Below are 19801 nucleotides of genomic sequence, written 5' to 3' on the forward strand. Positions count from 1 at the left end.
CCCTTTGGCGGATGTCCTAGTTTTACTTATGCGTTCAGAATTTTGGGATATAAATTCTGATTAGCTAAACAAAGAGGAGCCAATTTTGGCTCCTCATTTACTTATTTTAAATCCGCTGCTACCTGGTTCAGCAAAGTTTCATTAGGATCCTGGCTAATCTCCCAAATCATTGCTCCAGCTAACCCGTTTGATTTTATAAAATCTGACTTTAGCTTCATCGACTCAGCATCGTCATAGGTGATAAACCTCGAACCATTCCATAAATATGGAACCTGGGATTCGGAATCCCAGCTGCGTATATATCCATTTTTATTAATATAGTCTCTTTCTAAATCACCGTAGCTGTCTGAATAGACGGCGCCTGAATAAGATTGGTGTAATCCATTGTTGGCATCCTCGACGGATTTAAATTCATAGCCGTAAAACGGGACTCCCATAACGAGCTTTGAAGCAGGGACTCCATTGTCTAAAAATAATTGTACAGACTGCGAAACGTTTGGCGCACTGTCCGGTTCAGCCGTGTTCTTGTTTAATGGAGCGTTAAAACCGGTTGTTTTATCCCAAGGGCCTCGCATATCGTACGTCATGAGCTGAACATAATCAACATTTTTACTTATTTGATCTAAATGAGCATTTTCAGCAAAATCAGTAGAAGCACCTGCTGCAATCGAAATGGAATATTGTTTTCCATCTAGAGCGTGCTGCGCATTCAGTTTTTCGCGCACTTTTTGAAGCAGCAGAGCATAGTTCTTAGCATCTACCGTACGATTGACATTTGTTTTTAATCCACCGCCAACTGGATATTCCCAGTCGAAGTCAACTCCGTCAAAGCCATAGGTTACAAGGAACCTTACTACACTATCGGCAAATACAGAGCGTGAAGTATCTGTCAAAGCCGCGTCGGAAAACTTATCCGACCATCCCCAGCCTCCAACTGAAATAACTGTTTTAAGATGAGGAAATGTTTGTTTAAGCTTTTTTAATTGATTAAAATTACCTTTAAACGCATCCGAAGATGAATCACCGGGGAATGCTTTTTGAATATCAGCATAAGGATCTCCCACCTGCATCTTCAAGTCATCGCCAATATTAGCAAAAGCATAGTTAATTTGCGTCAGCTTTGACGCGTCAATGTCCGAAACCTGTGAGCCACTATAAGTTGACCAGCCTGCATAATAACCTGCGACTACATGACTCGATGGCGTCAATGGGAGGGAACCGGTAGTAACCTTAAGTTCATTACTTGCCGGTGAAACATTGCCTTTTCCATCCTTAGCCGTAACGTAAAAGGTATAGTCAGTATTCGGCTCAAGTCCGCCAACCACAAAATTAGGGCTGGTCGTTTCAGTAATTTTCACCTTATCCTGGTATATTTCATAGCTCGTAACGCCGTAATTATCGGCAGGTTCACTCCATTTTAACGTAATGGTTTTATCCGAGTTTTCCGGTGAGCTTATCGAGGGTGCCTCGGGTGCTTGAGTATCCGGTGCACCAGTCGTAGCCGCTACTGCTGGACTAGCTTCGGAAAGGTTCCCGGCAGCATCTTTTGCCTTAATACTTAAGTTATAGTTTGTGTTCGGATTTAATTTATTAATAGTAGTCCGAAGCATTGAAGTATTGGCTAAAAGTGTGTCACCATTATAAATCTGATAAGTTATATTAGGGCTGATGTTATCATAATTATCCTTTGCTGCATTCCATTCCAGTTTCATAGTTGTATCTGTAATGGCAGATACAGTTAGTGTGGTTGGGGAAGAAGGAGCGATGGTATCATTTGATGGATCAGTCGTTCCTTTTATTGAATTGCTTGCTCCTGAAAAATTCCAACCGCGATCTCTTGCTTTTACCGCTAAGTTAAAAGTTTTGCCAGGATTGAGATCTTTTAAAATTACTGAATTGGTTGCTGATGTACCAATACGTACCAGGCCGTTATAAATTTCATACTCGGCAACACCTGTGTTATCTTTTGCATTATCCCATGCCAGGGAAATAGTCTGATCGGTTTTTCCTGTCATGCGTAAATTTGCAGGAGTCGAAGGTGCTACTTTATCATTTTGAACGTATACTTTACGGGACGACTCTGTTTTTTGCCCCCATTTATCATAAGCAATCGCTTTTACAATTTGCTCACCATCGGGAATCCATGGATCTGTATACCAGGTGATTGCAAATGGTTCTGAAGTTTTTGTTCCAATAAGATAGCCACCATCGGCACTATAGAACTCGACCTTTGAAATTCCTGAATCATCAGTAGCATTCACTGAAAGCTTTACATTTCCACCCACTGATTCTCCATCATAATCCAGTGGAGAAACCTCAATAGGACTCACAGTCGGTGGCAAATCTTGCACGGTAGGTGAAGTCGTCTCATTAAGGATATTGCTTTCAGCCGAAAGGTTCCCGGCCCGGTCCTTTGCCTTAACCGACAAAAGATAGGTTGTTCCAGGATTTAAATCCTTAAGAGTAAAACTTGTACCTGTCGAGCTTCCGACTAAAACGTGATCTTGATAAATTTCGTAAGCCACCACACCGACATTATCCTTAGCAGCAGTCCAATCTAAGGAAATACTATTTTCAGTTTTCCCCGTTGTCTGCAAATTAGCTGGAGCAGAAGGTGCTGTTTTGTCATTTTGAATATAAACTTTACGAGACGCTCCCGCTCTTTGCCCAGACTTGTCATAGGCAATGACTCTTATCGTCTGTTCGCCGTCAGGAACCCATGGGTCGGTCGACCATTTTATTGTATATGGTGATGAAGTCCTTGTTCCGATTAGATATCCGCCATTAGCGCTATAAAATTCAACTTTTGAAACACCTGTGTCATCTCCAGCTGTAACGGAAATTTGTACATCTTTTGAAACTGTTGATCCATCACTAGCCAAAGGGGAAACAGCAATAGGGCTAACCCATGGAGGATTGTCCGCTGCTTCTGCAATAGGTGAATACAAGGCAGAATATAGGCCTGCGCAGAGGAATCCAAACGAGAAAGGATACACCATCTTTCGTAATTTATTGACCATTCATCTATCTCCTCTAAAAACTATTAAATTGTATTTGTAAAAAAATGTATTACAAAAATATTATACTATATTAATATAGTTATAACATACGGTAGATAGTGGGATTCCAGAAACACTAATGAGAAATTAGCCCTTATGAAAAAAAAGGTTTCAACACCTTATAATGATGATCATTCTTGGTGTTTATTAACTTGTAAAAAAGGTTTTTATTTGGAGTATAAAATTGTTATGATTATAAAAGCGAAATTCTAGCAGGAGGAATTTGTTTGCAAAAGATTAGAAGGATCTTAAAGATAAACTGGGTACCATACGGCATAGTTGTTCTCATTTTACACATAGCTGGAATTTCATTTTTATTAATAGGAGCAAAAAACCATCCTTTATTGCTTGGAATGGCATTCTTGTCGTATACACTGGGATTAAGGCATGCTTTTGATGCCGATCACATTGCAGCTATTGATAATACGGTAAGAAAGCTCGTTCAGCAAAAGAAAAACCCGATTGGTGTTGGATTCTTTTTCTCATTAGGTCATTCAAGTGTTGTTTTTATCATGGCAGTTGTACTTGCTTTTTCTGTCCATTGGGCACAAAAAGAGCTTCCACAATGGCAGGAAATGGGCAGCGTTGTTGGAACGATGGTTTCAGGATTTTTCCTTGTATTTATCGGAATCCTAAATGCTGTTATATTAGTGGATTTACAAAAGGTTTTTTTGAAAATGCGTAAAGGTACCTACAATGAAGAGGAAGTAGAAGAGCTTTTATTAAACAGAGGATTTGTGGCCCGTTTTGCCGGACCTTTATTTCGGTTTATCAATAAAAGCTGGCATGTTTATCCACTAGGCTTTTTATTTGGTCTTGGGTTTGACACAGCGAGCGAAGTGGCATTACTGGCAATATCCGCTGGTGCAGCCAAGAATGCTTTACCGCTAATTGGTATTCTGTCTTTGCCTATTCTTTTTGCGGCAGGAATGAGCTTAATGGATACAGCTGATGGTGTGTTTATGACCAATGCTTATAAATGGGCTTTTTCAACACCATTGCGCAAGGTTTACTATAATTTAACCGTCACCACTTTATCTGTAATGGCCGCTCTGTTAATAGGCATGATCGAACTAGCTCAGGTTTTCTCTGAAAAGATGAATCTTACCAGTGGGGGATGGAAGTGGATTCAAAACCTTGAAATAAGCTGGATGGGTTATTTTTTAGTAGCTTTATTTTTACTTTCCTGGCTCTTGTCTTATGTAGTGTGGAAGGTATTTAAAATTGAAGAACGCTGGAGTCAGAATGCAATAAAGTGACATAAGCTATTAAAAAGGGGTCAATTCACAAAAGAATTGGACTCCTTTTTTTCATGTCACACAATAAAATAAACAGACGTCATATAAACAATATTTTTAACAGACTGCTGAAATGGTTCAAGCTGATGTTTCATAATAAAAAAATCAGCGAATTTATAAAATTAACCGATAAATAAAAATCAAAAAGGAGCGGAATTCCGCTCCTTTTTGAGAATGTCTGTGTATGTTCTATTTCAGCAATCTCTTGATCAGCTTTAATTTTTTATCACTGTAAGGCGGGAATAATGTAGTCAAATTGATTCTGCTGCTTTTTTTTAGAATACTTTTTTCATGTGAAAAAGTAGTAAAACTGTAATGGCCATGATAAGCGCCCATACCGGAGGAGCCAACGCCTCCAAATGGTAATTCCGGATTTGCTAAATGAGTGACCGTGTCATTAATGCTTACACCACCCGAGGAAATTTCAGATAAGACCTTTTCTTCTACTCGTTTATCAGAAGTGAACAGGTAAAGAGCCAGCGGTTTGGAAAGCTTGTTAATTGAACTAATGGCCTCATCCAAATTCCCATAGGTGAGAATAGGAAGGATTGGTCCAAAAATCTCGTCCTCCATAGATGCTGAGTCCCAGGATGCTTCAATTAATGCAGGTTCGATATAACGAGTTTCGGGATTTAAAGAACCCCCAAAAATAATCTGGTCCTTGTCTTTTTCAAGGATGCTTTTTAGACGATTAAAATGTTTTTCACTAACGATTCGTCCAAAATCACGGCTGTTTTCAATGTTTTCTCCATAAAATTGTTTAATCGTTTGCTTCATTTCATTGATCAGTTTCTCTTTCACATCCTCATGCACCATCAAATAATCAGGAGCAACACAGGTTTGGCCAGAGTTGAGGGTCTTACCCCAGATAATCCGATTGGCAGCAACCTTTATATTGGCAGTTTGATCAACGATTACTGGGCTTTTGCCGCCTAATTCCAATGTTACCGGCACAAGGTTTTTAGCAGCTGCCTCCATAACAATCTTTCCGACAGGTACGCTGCCTGTAAAAAACAAATAGTCAAATTGCGCATTTATTAAGGATGTAGTCGTTTTAACACCGCCTTGTACCGAACGTATATAGGATTTATCAAAAACAGCTTCTATCATTTCAGTAATAACAGCAGAGACATTCGGCACAACCTCCGACGGTTTAAGAACCACGCAGTTCCCCGCAGCAATAGCTCCAATTAAGGGTTCAATTAAAAGCTGGAAGGGATAATTGAAGGGACCAATTATTAATGCTGTCCCATATGGTTCATACATAATGGTGCTTTTGGACGGAAAAAGCACGATTGGTGTTTTTACATTTTTAGGCTTTGCCCATTTTCTAAGCCGTTTTTTGGTATGGCCAATGCTGTTGAGAACAAAACCCACCTCGGACGTATACGTTTCAAATGGATGCTTTCCCAAATCTTGATGAAGCGCCTCATTAATTTTTGATTCGTATTGAATAATACCAGCTCTCAGCTTTTCTAATTGCTCTAAACGAAAATTCAATTCTAAGGTTTGTTTCGTTTTGAAAAAGTCCTGATGCTCATTTAGTATAGTAACAACCTCTTCAGGTTTTAATTCCATATTATACATTGCAATCCTCCTAAAAATGAGTTGAAAAATTCCCTTATATACCGAGAATAATACCCTATCTAAGGAAAAATAAGAAATGGGTTCACTTGTCCAAAAATAGGTTGTCATTGAGGTGGGGAAGGATCTGGGCAAATTTGTTGAACAGAACGAAACAAAATTAAAAAGCTTTCAATTTTTAGCATTTTTTCTAATAGAGTGATAGTTTTATAAAAAAATTTCTGTTTTTGGCAGGAAATTAGACTCATGGCATCTATTTTGGTACCTAAATTACCTATATCAGGTTTTTAAAGAAGCGCTTGAGGAAGCTATGCAAGAATTCTTGTAATAAATGCACGGTTTTTTGAAAAGAATGCACGATTCTGGACGATAAATGCACGATTTTTACAAAAGAATGCATGTTTCATTTGAACGAATGCACGAAAATTAAAAAGAATGCAAACATTATGTACAAAATGCACACTTTATAAGATATATGCCTGAGATTACTTCTGGAATTTCAAAGTTTAAGACAATATGATCCTTTTTTGGTGGAAGACGACGTCGGGGAATCTATAGTAAAAGCAGAGCCTTGCTGACATCGCCAATAGGGATTCCAGTGTACACGCGGAAAAAGAGAGCCTGAAGCGAAAACTTTGGGGCAGATTCAATAAATTAAGAAATGCCTTCTACAATTAAAGGACACGTTGAGGAATATATATCGAGGTGGAGTATATACAGTAGAGTTGCTGAAGTAGAAATAACAAGAATCTTTATATCTTAATAGGAATTAACCGCGTTTAAAAAAAGCTCATTCATTCTGAGCTTTTTCATTCCGTAATATGTACTTTAAAAATTTCTCAACTAACTGCTCTTGTTATTCCACATATGCGGGGAAAGTAACTAAAAACTCTGTTCCTTTACCCATTTCACTATGTATTTTTATACTTCCATTTAATTCCCTTAAGATACTAAAAGATACCATGAGTCCAAGACCGGTTCCTTTTTTACCTTTTGTTGAGTAATATGGCTCGCCTAAACGCTTTACTTGATCTGAGGTCATACCTGTTCCTGTATCATAAACACTAATTTTAATTTGTTTATTCATTAAACGCGTTTGAATCCTAAGGTTCCCGCCAAGGGGCATAGCCTCGATACAATTTTTCATGATATTTAGGAAACACTGGCGAAACCGGTTTTTATCTCCATATACAAAACCAAAATCACTCATTTCAGTGGTGATTTCGACTGAATTCATGTTAGCCAGAGGCTGTAGTGAGTCGAGGACCAGGATAAGCTCTTCCCGTACTTTAAATTTTTCAGCGGTGTGCAGAGAGGGGCGGGCAAATGTTAAGTAATTTTTGATAACATTCTCAGCAGCTTTGAGTTCAGTTAATGCTGTGTTAATGTACCTCCTTGTTGTATCCTGGATGCTTTGATCCTCGGATGCAAGCTGTAAAAACCCTTGAACAGCAGTTAATGGATTTCTTACTTCATGAGAAATGGCAGCACTCATATGACTGGCTAATTCTATTTTCTGGGCTTTTACCATCTGTTCGCGAAAAAACTCATTTTTTTTCATTTCTTCGATTAAATAAGACATCATACAAACCCCAATATATTGGGTGAATACCGTAATTAAAACCACTTTTAGCTCAGACAATGAGTGACCCATTTTCAATAAACTAATAAAAATTATTGCGCTTATTATAGTAACAGTTGTTAAAGACACATATAGACGTTTTCTTGCCTTTTGTTTTTTAAACCATGGATGTGCAAGCCATAAAAAAATCGCTAAAGCACTATAGATAGGAAGAACGGTCCAAAAACCCGAGTTAAATCCATAAAAAAGCCCTCTTAAGAGCAGAGAAGAAAGAGTCAAAAACGGTCCAAAACCATAATAAAGCCCACCTATTATAATAGGAATTTGTCTCAAATCTACCATTACTCCAGCTATTTCAGTGGAAAAAGAAAGACAGACCAGGACAGACAAAAAAAGCCCAAAAGCCGCGAGAAAACGTGGTGCGGGCTCCTTATGGTAACGCTCAGACCAAAGATTAAAGATAAACATTAGAAGTATTATGAGTGAAAGATTGAAAAACAAATCTTTTATCAGGTCCACAAGTTCCACCGTCCGCTATCATGAATTACTATTAGTTTAGTACTTTACTAACTATTCGACAATCTTATTTTTTAGAAAATTGAAAAATGGTAGACTTTATTTTGCTGCTAATCTATTAGCGATCGTTGTTTGAAGCCTCTATTGTGAGCATAGGAATCATACGGACACCTTGGGAATCGCTATTAAAAAATAGAGCATATCCAACAGAAGGTTATGCTCTTACCTATTTAATCATTTCATCGCTATTTTCCAACAAAGGTTCCGAGGGCAAGGCATTTTTAATATATTGAATTGTATCTTTAAAACCTTTTGGGAGATGGTGACATTGTATTTTTTAAAATCCATTTCTGATGATGTTCGGATAGCGCAATTTACCTTTCAAAAATATTCTATAACGAAGAGGCTTGTTATAGGATCGATTTTTTCTTGTTTAACAGCAATTCTGCAGTCATTTGGCGGTTTTCTGCCCGGAATAGGTTATCTCATTAGTCCTCTGGCCACTGCACCCATTCTTATTTGTTCCATGTTGTCCTTTCCTATTGGGGCAATGGCTTATTTACTGACAAATGTGCTGCTGTTCATCCTTCAGCCAAGTGAACTCCTTGTATTTCCACTTACGACAGGATTATTAGGATTTGGAGCAGGAGCAGCCTTTTTATTCTTCAAAAAGCGATTAAGTATTATTGCAGCAGGTGGAACCGCCTTAACCTTAGGTATTATGATTCTTCTGTACCTTTTCCACTTTCCTGTCTTAGGTCCGGTTGCTTCTGATTCATTTTCCTTTATCACAGCAGGCAGCATTTTCATTTTTTCTTTCTTTTATAGCTGGCTATGGGTGGAGATTGGATTGTTCTTTTTTAAAAAAATGAAGCCCATTATTCATTTGTGAATTTCCATATCACACCTGTATTTAGAACAGCGCGTATGCTTTTCCCGCCCCATAATTCCACGATAAAAAGACCAAATGTTTAGCTCAACAGTTGGTCTTTATTTTTACATAAATTTAGCTTTATGTTTATTACCAAGGAATAATCCCGTTCTTGTCGAGTATTTTCCCGTTATAATTGGTTTCGCTTAATGCATATTCCGTGATTATTTGGGCTGCTTCGGCTGTTGTCTTACCGCCTGGCGCATTCCCGTTTAAATCAGTAGTTGTAAATCCAGGGGTAACACCAAAAATTTCAGGTCCCTTGTTACCAAATTCCTTACCAAAAGCCAGAGTTAAAGAATTTACACCTGTTTTTGAGGAATTGTAGCCTAATGCATTGATAGGAGCTGTCTGGCCATTATCAAACATGGTTTGTGAGGCCATATCGGTAGTGACGTTTACTATTTTTCCTCGTTGTGATTTTTTAACCAGAGGTAAAAAGGTTTGAATGATTTGGAATGTACCAAAGAAGTTCACTTCAAAAACTTGGCGCAGTGTTTTCAAATCTAATTCACTAGGTTGAGACTGATGGTTGTGGGAGATGCCCGCGTTATTTATCAGTAAATCTAAGTGGTCCGTTTCTTTGAGTATTTCCTCTAATGAATTTTGAATAGATTGCGTGTCCGCAAGATCAATTTGAATAAAAGAAACATTTTGAAAGCCTAAAGCTTGTACTGCTTTTTGTCCAAGTTCCTGATTCCTGGCTCCTAAAAATACCTGATATCCTTTTTCAGCTAATTGATGGACAATTTCATATCCGATTCCTTTATTCGCTCCTGTTACAAATGCATATTTTGTCATGTTAATTCCTCCTATCTTATATTGTAAAGATACACAATCAACCGTACTAAAGGTCAAATTTTTTGTCTGTTAACGGTTTTATTATGCTGGTTAATTTTCTTTTTATTAAGGGTTATCAGGTGCACATCAAGAAAAATGGAAAAACAGCCGAAATAATAGAAGAAGGTTTTTAAAATCAATTGTAACCTTTTCCATTTTCATTTGTCTTTAACAGAGGGAGGAGAGAAACATGTCAGATCCACTTGAAGAAATGTATCAGGCATATAGAGATCCGGTATTCCATTACCTCCGTAATATGTGCCGCAGCCAGGCCGATGCGGAGGAATTGACGCATGATACGTTTATTAAAGCCTTCAAGGGATTTGGACAGTTTCGGGGCGAGTCTTCCCTTAAAACATGGCTTTTTAAAATTGCGAGGAATACTTATTTAAATAATGCCAGGAAATTTTCACAACAAAATGAAATCCCTTATGCTGAACCTGAGTTTAAGGTAACCGCCTTATCAAGGAATTTGGAAACAAAAATGATAGTAAGGCAAACACTCCAAAAACTGACAGAAAAAGAAAGGTCGCTTTTAACACTGAGGGAGCAAGGCTTTTCACTTAACGAAATAGCAAATATCCTTGATCAAACTGAAGGAAATGTAAAAGTTGGGATTCATCGTGCAAAGAGGAAATTCAAACAATTTTATCTTGAAGGAGAGGAGGACGGAAAATGAAACTGAAATGCAGCCTTGTTGAAGATATCTATCCATTATATGAAGAGAATGAATTAAAGTCGGAAAATCGCCATGCAGTCGAAGAGCATTTAAAGACATGCAGCCACTGCAGTGAAATATATCAAAAGGGAATAGGCTTTTCGGATCTGCCTTTTTCTATTAATGAAGAAAATTTATCAAAGGAGGCAGACGATAGAATACGCCTCCGTTTCAAATTAAGAAGAATGAAAGTGATAGCAGCTATCATGGCAACTGTTATGATTGTTTCAGGCATCACTCAATATGCAAACAACCGTGAAAAAGTTGCAGATCTCTTGGACGGTGTTTATCTCTACGGGGAATCTATAAATGAAATAGTAAAAAATCCATATGAACTGGATAAAAACGGAGAAATTATGTCATACTCAGCCGAAGATATTACGAATTTAGATTCAGAATTAAACTGGATCGAAAAGCGCCGCCATAAAGGTCCTCTTATCATTAACAGTCAAGATCTTGATGAAATGTCTTCAATTCTTAGAGAACGAAAAAGCCAGGGACTTGAGGATGCAACGGACCATCTGGCAATTGAGCAGCTACAAAAACATGCGAACACTCTTTTTCATGTAATCCAGAAGGAATATAATGCATTTCACCATGGTTATAGTTCCTATTTTGAAATCCTGGATGTAGAAGGTATATCAGAACCTATTCGTAGAATAAACGAACTCACCTATTTTTATAATCGATATCAAAAGCTGCCTTCTCAGATGAAGGTAATGGAAGAACGTACAATAAAAGAAAATATAAGTAAAGTCTTTCATACCAAAGATATAACCCTAGAAAAAACAAAACCAATATATGAAAACTTCGGTGTTTATCATTTTGAAATAAACAAGGATAATACACAAATTGAAGGAGAAATTGATGGGTATACGGGTCTGATTATTTCTGCAGATAATATCTCACATCGACAAAATGAAAAAAAGCCCATTAATATTGATGTTGTCAGAAAAAAAGCGGATAAAATACTGAAGGAGATGTACGGTAAACAAACCCATTTTGAAATTACAATAGATAACCGAGATGCAGAACCCAATATTTATAGATTCAGTTACGTTCCACTGTTGAAAGAATATAGACAGATACAACCCATGGGTTTAAATTTTTCCATTGAATTTGATGCGGGAACGGGGGAGTTTTACCATTTAACCACGAAACCAGCCATGCAATCAAAAGCACTTTTTCAAAAGAGCTACAAGGAATCATTAAGCCAACAATCCATAGCAGCAAAGGCTTCGGAGATTACAGGTAAAAAAGCCAATGCCATAAGGAAGGGTATTATTTACTCCACGATATCTGCTGATTATGTCCTTGTCTATATTTTTGAAAGTAAAGATAACTGGGTTTATATCAATGCAGAAAATGGAATAGTGGAAAGGCCATATACGCCGATGCATTAAAGCTATTTTGGATTTACTTTCCCTGTCAAAATCGGCCAGGGTGGGATGTCTAAGGGAGAATCCTTTATTGGGTTCTCTTTTTAATTTTTTGCAAAAAAGAGAGGGGAGAAATACTTACCAATATAGGTACAAATTTAGTAGGTCGGTTCTCCTCACAATATGATAAAATAAGTAGGTTTTCATCAAAGAAGTACATAATTGGGGGAAGAAAAATGAAAGAGAAAAAAAGGTCCAAGAAGCCTTTTATTTTTAGTACGATAGGTGTGCTATTAGTGGTTGTTATAGCTGTTTCTGTTTATATACAAGATGAACAAAATCAAAAAGAAGAAATATGGGCTATTCGGGATACGTTAGACACAACATATTTCCCTTTAAGGGACGAGTTTGAAGCCTGTGTTTATCCAAGCAAAACAACTAGTAAAGAATACAATTGTTATAAGCAAGACCTCATTGATAAAAGTCAAAAGGTAAGAGAAAGAATTAGCAATTATGAAGTTATCTCCGATGATGCCAAAAGGTTAAAAAATGAAGTATTAAATGGTGTAGATATCATCGATAAAACAGCAAAAGATCTAGACGCTTCTGACACTACGGAAAAAACAGGCACTCTAACAGCTGACGAGGTAAAAGAGATGGCCAATAATATTAGTAACTTAACGGATGACAAAAAAGTTTTTTATAAGAATGTCGATAAAATCTATAACATTCTTGTTCCGGAATACTATCAAAAATAATGTCTGGTAAAGAGTAGCCATGCTACTCTTTTTTGTTCCATCAATTTAAGAAAGGTTTGAACACGATTAATTTGAGTATAATGAATTTCATCCACCTTTTATGAATGACGCAAACCCTGAACGAAATGCTAAAAAGGGTTTTCACATATATTATAACAACCAAATTACACTATTCTTTCATAGCTTTGAATTCAACTCTCAAGCTGCACAGAGTAACTCGATAGGAGCATGAGAGTTTTCCTTATCGTTTATTTGATTGAAAATTTAAAATAGAAGAAGGGCATTAAGATTTTTTGAGGAATTAGTTATCTAATAAAGTTAAAAAAGTGAGGTAAAGGAATGACACAATCTTTATTGGATGACTTTAAAAAGTTTCTCTTAGAATATAGAACTTCCTGGAATAGTTTAGATGCGATACGTATGTCCACTCATTCTTCAAAAGATTTAAGCGTCAGGTGGGCTGGCCCGGAAGCGCTCACATCCGAGTGGGGATATAAAGAAGCTGTGGAAGGCTGGAAACAGGCCTACAAAATGTATGATGGAAGAAGCCCAAAGTGGCATTTCGAGGATGTGTTAATAGAAATCAATAACCAGCAAGAAGGGGTCGCTGTCTTTTGGGTAAGTTTTGAGGTAGACGGGAAAATGACAGAGGTAAAATTACTTTTTGTAGAAAGCTTCCGTAAAGAAAAAGATGAGTGGAAAAAAATCAGAGAATACGTTGAAAACAGTTTTAGTGTCTTTTCTTCGATCCTCAATCGTTAACAGAGCCCTGAAAAGTCAGTATCATTTTTTATTTTAAAAGGAGGGAATTAAGTGAAGATTTTAGTTGTCGGTGCTGGTGCAATTGGAGGCTATTTCGGTGGCCGTCTGATGGAAAAAGGGGAAGATGTAACATTTCTGGTGAGGGAAAAAAGAATGAAGCAGCTTGATCGTGATGGTTTGATTGTTGAAAGTGTTAAGGGTGACATCAAATTAAAACCAAAGACTTTAATAAGCGGGGAAAAGGCCGGGGATTTTGATGTGGTTCTTTTAACAACAAAGGCTTATCAGCTCGAAGGTGCCATCGAAAGTGTGCGGCCCTATGTTGGCGAGAACACAATAGTTCTCCCTTTATTAAATGGTATTGCTCATATGCCTAAGCTCAAGGCTGCTTTTGATGGGGACCAAGTTATCGGCGGTTTGTGTTTTATCGAAACCACACTTGATGAGGGAGGCAAAGTTATTCAGACTAGTCCTTCTCATGAATTGGTTTTTGGTGAACTTTCCGGCGAAAAAACAGACAGAATTCTTAAGCTGCAGGAGGCGTTCTCCGGAACCAAGGCGGACTTCCGGCTGTCGGACAATATTGAACAGGATATGTGGCATAAGTACCTGTTTATTGCCACCATGAGTGGAGTTACTTCTTTATTCCGCTCGCCAATCGGTCCTATCAGGGATCAGAAAGTTGGAGTTGAAACTATTAAAAACGTTTTAAAGGAAACAGCTGAGATTATGCGAGCAGTTGGTGCACCAATCGCTGACGAAATTGAATCAGTACAACTAAACAGGATGAATGAACTTGGTTATGAAATGAAATCTTCTCTTCAAAGAGATATGGAAAAGAATATATCAATTGAAGCTGACCACTTTTTTGGGTTCCTATTAGAAAAGGGGAAAGACAAAGATTTAGAACCACCTGTATTAACCGCCATCCACGCGAATCTGAAAATATATGAAAATGGATTAAAATCTTAATAAGACGAGTCTTTTTTGAGCACCCGGGATATTCCTGCGGTGCTTTTTTGCCTGCAAAAGACTAAGGAGCAATTCTATATCCCTATAAAAATAGTCATTATATGAAAATCAATCCATAAAATAAAGCAAGAGACTTTTTGTTATCTTACTATTTTTCCAGCTCGGAGGTGGATAGAGTTGATTGAAATTAAAAACCTAAATAAATCATTTGGTTCTAACAAAGTCCTTAAAGGTATTGATTTAACCGTTAAGGAAAAAGAAGTGGTCGTCATTATTGGAGCCAGTGGTTCTGGAAAAAGTACTCTCCTTCGATGCATTAATTTTCTAGAGTTATATGATCGCGGGGTAATACACCTCAAGGGACAAAAAATTGAGCCGGCTAAAACCAACCTTAACCAAATAAGAGAAGAAGTAGGAATGGTTTTTCAGCATTTTAATTTATTTCCCCATAAAACGGTCCTTGGCAATGTAATGGAAGCTCCGATTCATGTCAAAGGATTGGACAAGGAGGAGGCCAAGAGAAAATCACTTGAGTTACTTGAAAAGGTTGGTTTGAAGGAAAAATCTGATGTCTATCCAGATATGCTTTCTGGCGGGCAAAAACAGAGGGTAGCCATTGCACGGGCACTCGCAATGGAACCGCGGATTATGCTGTTTGATGAACCAACCTCCGCACTTGACCCGGAGCTTGTTGGAGAAGTTCTGCAAGTAATGAAACAATTGGCTAGTGAGGGAATGACGATGGTGGTTGTTACGCATGAAATGGGCTTTGCACGGGAGGCAGCTGACCGGGTTGTCTTCATGTGTGACGGAAATATTCTTGAGGAAGGCCCACCTGCTGAATTTTTTAAAAACCCGAAGCATGAAAAAACAAAACAATTTTTAAGCTGCATTCTTTAAAACAAAGGGGGAGTTAATGTGAAAAGAAAATTTTCATTCGGTTTATTTGCACTTGTCCTAATGTTTTCTATATTCCTGGCAGCCTGTGGTTCCAATCAAGATGGAAAGAGTGCAAAAATATCCGATAAAAAGGAATTCCGGTACGGTATGAGCGGATTGTACAAGCCTTTTAATTTTAAAGATAAAGGAAAACTGACTGGTTTTGATGTAGAAATGGGCCAAGCCATAGCTAAAAAAATAGGCATGAAGCCTGTCCCGGTTACGAACCCTTGGGAAACAATGATTCAGGGTATGCTGGCAAAAAAATACGATGCCATTATTGGCAGTATGACTGTTACAGAGGAGAGGCTGAAGACAGTTAATTTTAGCAATCCTTATTACCGTTCAGGGTCTCAGGTATTTATTATGGCAGATAACAAAAAACTTACCTCGGTATCCGATTTAAAAGGCAAGAAGATTGGGGTAGTAAAGAAAAGTCCTTACGGGGATACTGCCAGAACTCTTACCGACTCGGATAAAGTGGTTGAGTATGATAGTGATTTAACAGCTTTAATGGATCTTCCAACTGGAAGGCTGGATGCCGTCATTACGGATCAGATGGTGGGTTTCAGAGTTATAAAGGAAAAGGCCATAAATATCAAAGACCTGGGGACACCACTTTCTCAGGATAATCAGGCTATTGCAGTTCGGAAGGAAGATAAGGCACTTCTCGAGAAAATTAATAAAGCTCTTGATGAGATTATCAAAGATGGAACATATGACAAAATCAGCGAAAAGTGGTTCGGAAGAAATATCCTCGAACAGAAATAAGAAAATAAGGGTGTCTGTTTAGGCACCCTGTTACTTTAATAGGAAGGGTGAGGACGATTTTAGATATTTTATTATCCACTTATGGTGTTTTTTTAAAAGCAGCCGGATTGACCTTAAAGTTAACTGTAACCTCTCTTCTTATTGGAAGTGTAATTGGCCTCGTTTTTTCATTTTTTCGTATTTCTTCGAATAAATTCTTAAATGGGGCAGCGAAGGCTTATATAGGATTAATACGAGGCACTCCGCTAATTGTGCAGATCGCCATACTATATTTCGGGATGGCTTCTATTATCACTTTCTCTCAATTTTGGGCAGGAGCTCTTGCGCTAGCCATTCATAATGGCGCCTACCTGGCGGAAATATTTAGAGGTTCGATTCAATCAATCGATCAAGGCCAAATGGAAGCAGGACGTTCACTCGGTATGTCTTATTCACTTTCAATGAGGAGAATCATATTGCCGCAGGCATTCAAACGTGCGATCCCGCCGTTAGGAAACCAGTTTATTATCGGTTTAAAGGACTCGTCCCTGGTCGCTTATGTAGGAATGACTGATTTGTGGGGATCAGCTCTAAGTGAGGCAGCGTCTAATTACAGACAGCTAGAAACATATATGGTGATAGGGCTCTATTATTTAGCAATGGTCATTATTTTTTCCTATTTATTAAGTCTATTAGAAAAGCGTCTTAACGTTTCTGTCAGGCGTTCATAACAATATTTTTCCAAAATTCCCTAATTTCGAAAAAGTTATAGTAAAATGGTTTCTATTACTTAGTGATTAAGGGAGCTGAACTTAACCTTGTTCAGGAAATGGGAAACTCCACAACAATTGAAGAACCTTCTTGTTGATTTAGTAAAAATCCCCAGTATTACTGGATCGGTAGCAGAGGTCCGTTTTGGGAAAGAAATATTTAAGATGTTAAAAGAATTACCCTATTTTCAGCAGTTTCCGAAGCAAATAGCTCTGCATACTACGAATGATAACAGGAATTTTTTAAGCGCTTTTGTAAAAAAAGAAGAGTGCAGTGATACGGTCGTCCTCCTAAGTCATTTTGACGTAGTGGCTGTAGAAGATTATGCCTCTTGGAAGGACCTTGCTTTTAATCCCGATGAACTTACGGCTTCCTTTTATGAAGAAAGCAGCCAATTCTCGGAGGAAGTCCAGAAGGATTTGAAATCTGGAGAGTGGCTTTTTGGCAGGGGTACTATGGATATGAAATGTGGACTGGCCCTTCATATGTCCCTCATTGAAAAAGCGGCGGCAGGCTGCTTCAATGGGAATGTTCTTCTATTAACCGTATGCGATGAAGAGGCAAACTCTGTTGGAATGAGAACCGCCATTCCGGTCGTAAAAGAACTGGCAAAACAATACAATCTAAACTATCGTTTATGCCTTAATTCTGAACCCATCTTTTCTAACTATCCTGGTGACGAAAATAAATATATTTATACTGGTTCATTGGGCAAGCTGCTGCCCGGCTTTTACTGTATGGGCAAGGAAACTCATGTAGGAGAACCGTTCGAGGGGTTGAATTCCAACTACCTTGCCTCTATGATTACCTGTGACATGGAGCTTAACACGGATTTTTGTGAAAATGCAGATGGAGAACGAACTCCGCCACCTACTAATCTAATACAGAAGGATTTGAAAAAAGAATACTCTGTCCAAATACCCGATCGGTCCGTTACCTTATTTAATTTGTATCTTATTAAAAAGTCACTTTCAAAGGTTCAGAATGAGTTAATGGGTATTGCAGAAAAAGCTGCAAGGCAAATCGAAAAGAAGGTTGCGAGGCAAAGGGAAATTTTTACTTCTAAACAGACTAACGGGATGGAAATTCACGTCCTATCTTTTGAAAGTTTATTAGATTATGCTAAGAAGAAACTCGGACAGGAAAAAATAAGTGAGCTATATGCTGAAGTATTAAGTAATCCAAATCGTGGAGATGACCGAGATCAAACGATTTCATTAATTGATGCATTAGCACTTCATTGTAAGGAACTAGCTCCGATGATCGTACCATTCATAGCACCGCCATTTTATCCGCCGGTAAATTTCACTGAAGACACAAAAGAGTGGATTCCCGAGCTGATCCAATATGCAAAAGAAAATCACAATCTAGATCTTAAACATCAAAATTTTTTCCCGGGGCTTTGTGATTTAAGCTACGTGACGGCTTCGTCGGTAAAAGACATCAAGGAATTAACAAGTAATATGCCACTATGGAACAACGGCTATTATATTCCAATGGATATCCTTGCTGATATGCATATCCCTGTAATCAATATCGGGCCATACGGCAAGGATGCACATAAAATGACAGAACGGCTTCATCTTCACTATGCTTTTAAACATACAAAAAAACTGCTCGAATGGATGGTAACCAAAGTGTTTGAAAGATAACCGAACTATTTTAAAGGCGTGGGAAAAAATTCTCACTCCTTTTTTTACTTTCCAAGGATATCCGCAACATAAAAATTTCGTAATGGAATTTAATCTTTGAAACGAACATGGGTGGGAATTATAATTTACCGATTAGCGGAAACAAGATAAATTAATTCAAATGAGATGACCATGGGGAAGAATTGATGAAAGTAATGAGGAAACTTATAAAGAGTAATTGATTCTCATATATAGATAGAATTAATACAAATAGTACCTAGACCAGGTAGGATTATTAGATCTTTTATACTGAATGTTTATACTCTGTCAGACTACCGAATAAAGGGACAATGGAAGGAAATTAATTACAACAATAAACGAATCGTAACTACTTAGGTCAGTTAAAAGAAAACTGACCTCGATAGACTAACACAATGGAATCAAGCAGACTCCTGCCTTGCTTTCGTGCAGTGGAAATAAACCCGCGGATGCGCGCAAATTGTTCAGCTCCATTTTGCGTCCTAAAGGTACCCGACACTTTTTCTTTTACTTTCACCATCCGAATGTCGCGTTCCGCCTGGCTGTTATCAAATGGCACACGGGCATCCCTAAGAAACCGAAGGATATCGGCTTTGTGTAGGATGAATCTCTCTGCCAGGTTTGCCGCTTTACTCTTGGCTTTTCGTCCTCTTTTTACCGGTTCATCAGAACCGAGTGGCGGCTGCCATTCTCTGGCTCCCTGGCTTAGTATTTCATCGTATCTGGCTTCCAGGCCTGAGATAATCTCTGAGGAAACCGGATGATCCGATTCCAGGGACTTTTTCTTCTCTTTTAATGCGTCTCTTAAGAGGGACTGCATCTTCGAGGCCCATTCGTGCTTGTCATAATCGATGATTCCCTGGCATTCCCGGAGGAGATGTACCCCGCAAAGAGCATGGGTAAAACGGTATTTGTCATTGAAATAGGATTTCCAGAAGTCGTGGACAACGGTTCCTTTATAACTAGGCAATACTCCGATGGAGTTGATCGCTTCCTTACCGCGTTTCGAATGAACATTATATAAAGTCCAATATTCATTGGAAACGGCGTGCAGCCATTGAAGCTGTCCTTCAATTCTCAGGCCTGTTTCATCGGCATGGACCACTTTGCTTTTAAGCAGATTGTGCCTGATTACTTTTTCGATCGGTTCCAGTTGTGATGACAGCCTACCAAGATGGGACAGGAGGGTTGCTTCGCTTGGACGGTGTCCAGTCAGATCCTCAAATAATTGGCTGATTCGTTCAAGTGGAAGATGTTGATATGTATGTAGAT

At 38.2% G+C, this 19801-nt stretch carries 16 protein-coding genes; 11 read left to right on the plus strand and 5 right to left on the minus strand.

The window, feature by feature from the left end:
* Nucleotides 1–101: 101 nt before the first annotated feature.
* A complete protein-coding gene (locus tag AC3WR0_RS15740; RefSeq protein WP_492553201.1) occupies nt 102–3020 on the minus strand; it encodes a glycosyl hydrolase family 18 protein in 2919 nt (972 codons plus the stop codon).
* Between the two features lie 266 nt (nt 3021–3286).
* Here AC3WR0_RS15740 and AC3WR0_RS15745 point away from each other — a divergent pair, with 266 nt between their 5' ends.
* Nucleotides 3287–4318, plus strand: coding sequence for a HoxN/HupN/NixA family nickel/cobalt transporter (locus AC3WR0_RS15745; protein ID WP_492553202.1), 1032 nt, complete (start codon nt 3287–3289; stop codon nt 4316–4318).
* Nucleotides 4319–4546: 228 nt separating this feature from the next.
* Here the strand turns inward: AC3WR0_RS15745 and AC3WR0_RS15750 are convergent, their stop codons facing one another.
* Together AC3WR0_RS15750 and AC3WR0_RS15755 are read right to left on the minus strand one after the other, a co-directional pair.
* A complete protein-coding gene (locus AC3WR0_RS15750; RefSeq protein ID WP_492553203.1) occupies nt 4547–5944 on the minus strand; it encodes an aldehyde dehydrogenase in 1398 nt (465 codons plus the stop codon).
* Nucleotides 5945–6797: 853 nt separating this feature from the next.
* Entirely contained in the window at nt 6798–8042 is a 1245-nt protein-coding gene (locus AC3WR0_RS15755; RefSeq protein WP_492553204.1) for an ATP-binding protein, read from the minus strand.
* Nucleotides 8043–8358: 316 nt separating this feature from the next.
* On the opposite strand from AC3WR0_RS15755, the gene AC3WR0_RS15760 reads away from it, so the two are divergent.
* Nucleotides 8359–8931: a hypothetical protein gene (locus AC3WR0_RS15760; RefSeq protein WP_492553205.1), complete on the plus strand. Its 573-nt coding sequence runs from the start codon at nt 8359–8361 to the stop codon at nt 8929–8931.
* 129 nt (nt 8932–9060) lie between these two features.
* Here the strand turns inward: AC3WR0_RS15760 and AC3WR0_RS15765 are convergent, their stop codons facing one another.
* Nucleotides 9061–9771, minus strand: a complete 711-nt coding sequence (locus tag AC3WR0_RS15765; RefSeq protein ID WP_492553206.1) for an SDR family NAD(P)-dependent oxidoreductase — start codon at nt 9769–9771, stop codon at nt 9061–9063.
* Between the two features lie 229 nt (nt 9772–10000).
* Between AC3WR0_RS15765 and AC3WR0_RS15770 the strand changes: the two genes are divergently transcribed.
* The 9 genes from AC3WR0_RS15770 to AC3WR0_RS15810 all read left to right on the plus strand — a co-directional run bounded on the left by AC3WR0_RS15770 (nt 10001) and on the right by AC3WR0_RS15810 (nt 18511).
* Complete coding sequence (locus tag AC3WR0_RS15770; protein ID WP_492553207.1) at nt 10001–10489, plus strand: RNA polymerase sigma factor; 489 nt, start codon at nt 10001–10003, stop codon at nt 10487–10489.
* On the plus strand, nt 10486–11931 hold the full coding sequence (locus AC3WR0_RS15775; protein WP_492553208.1) for a zf-HC2 domain-containing protein: 1446 nt from the start codon (nt 10486–10488) through the stop codon (nt 11929–11931). Before AC3WR0_RS15770 ends, AC3WR0_RS15775 begins: the two co-directional genes overlap by 4 nt.
* Nucleotides 11932–12143: 212 nt before the next feature.
* Nucleotides 12144–12665 carry a hypothetical protein gene (locus AC3WR0_RS15780; RefSeq protein WP_492553209.1) on the plus strand — a complete coding sequence of 174 codons (522 nt, stop codon included), beginning with the start codon at nt 12144–12146 and terminating at the stop codon, nt 12663–12665.
* Nucleotides 12666–13004: 339 nt separating this feature from the next.
* Nucleotides 13005–13427 (plus strand): hypothetical protein, encoded by a 423-nt coding sequence (locus tag AC3WR0_RS15785; protein WP_492553210.1) that lies wholly within the window; start codon nt 13005–13007, stop codon nt 13425–13427.
* Nucleotides 13428–13478: 51 nt separating this feature from the next.
* Nucleotides 13479–14399, plus strand: a complete 921-nt coding sequence (locus AC3WR0_RS15790; RefSeq protein ID WP_492553211.1) for a ketopantoate reductase family protein — start codon at nt 13479–13481, stop codon at nt 14397–14399.
* Between the two features lie 177 nt (nt 14400–14576).
* Entirely contained in the window at nt 14577–15299 is a 723-nt protein-coding gene (locus tag AC3WR0_RS15795) for an amino acid ABC transporter ATP-binding protein (protein WP_492553212.1), read from the plus strand.
* A gap of 18 nt (nt 15300–15317) precedes the next feature.
* Nucleotides 15318–16109, plus strand: a complete 792-nt coding sequence (locus tag AC3WR0_RS15800; protein ID WP_492553213.1) for a transporter substrate-binding domain-containing protein — start codon at nt 15318–15320, stop codon at nt 16107–16109.
* Between the two features lie 56 nt (nt 16110–16165).
* On the plus strand, nt 16166–16819 hold the full coding sequence (locus AC3WR0_RS15805; RefSeq protein WP_492553218.1) for an amino acid ABC transporter permease: 654 nt from the start codon (nt 16166–16168) through the stop codon (nt 16817–16819).
* Between the two features lie 87 nt (nt 16820–16906).
* Complete coding sequence (locus tag AC3WR0_RS15810; RefSeq protein WP_492553214.1) at nt 16907–18511, plus strand: M20/M25/M40 family metallo-hydrolase; 1605 nt, start codon at nt 16907–16909, stop codon at nt 18509–18511.
* Nucleotides 18512–18887: 376 nt separating this feature from the next.
* On the opposite strand, the gene tnpC is transcribed toward AC3WR0_RS15810, so the two are convergent.
* Nucleotides 18888–19801, minus strand: a 914-nt coding sequence (gene tnpC / locus AC3WR0_RS15815; protein WP_492553215.1) for an IS66 family transposase, incomplete at its 5' end; no start/stop codon positions are given.

This window comes from Neobacillus sp. FW104-15D2 (genome assembly GCF_058790155.1).